The following is a 598-nucleotide window of genomic DNA, read 5'->3' on the forward strand; positions in this document are numbered from 1 at the left end:
AGATTTGGTTCAAATCCACAAATTAACATTGAGCAATCTTCGTTTGAATCGTTTCGGTACCCAAAATCGGGGGTAGTAATTGCAAATAACAGTTTGTTTTTTGCAGTCCCAACTGTGTTTTCGACGATTTGGCATAACATTGAATCCTCATTAGTTGTCGGTGGGGTATTTGCTGGCGACTTTATGGGTTATAAAGATAGTTGGGCTGCAGGTTTTCGCGTTCCAACTTCACCTTTCACAGAGTCAGAGATTCGAGCAATGCTAACTAATTTTGACATAGTTAGTTGGTCTGAACGAGATGAAGTAGGTCAAACAACAATAGGTGCAACGAAACATTGGCACATATATTCAGTGGTCGCCGTGAAACGCACATAACAAATAAGGATATGTGTCGCGAAGCCGACACCTATCCGAAGTGTTGGACAAGCCCAAGCCACCTTATATAAGTAAATATTGGAAATAGCATGAAGAGGGATGCCAAAAAGAAGTCGAGCGTTATCCTTGGTGTGAACCAATAATATTAATACCCTGATTTATAATAAAACCCTCTTTAATTCTGAAGCGTTAAAGCCATTATCCTTATTATTTAACGTCGATT

The 598-nt window shown here is 39.3% G+C and carries 1 pseudogene; it reads left to right on the forward strand.

Features of this window, described 5'->3' with window-relative positions:
• Window positions 1-375 (forward strand): annotated as a pseudogene (locus C9J38_RS21655) (SAM-dependent methyltransferase); the annotation flags it as partial.
• Window positions 376-598: the final 223 nt, after the last annotated feature.

It is taken from the genome of Photobacterium sp. GB-210 (genome assembly GCF_003026075.1).
Classification (GTDB): Bacteria; Pseudomonadota; Gammaproteobacteria; order Enterobacterales; family Vibrionaceae; genus Photobacterium.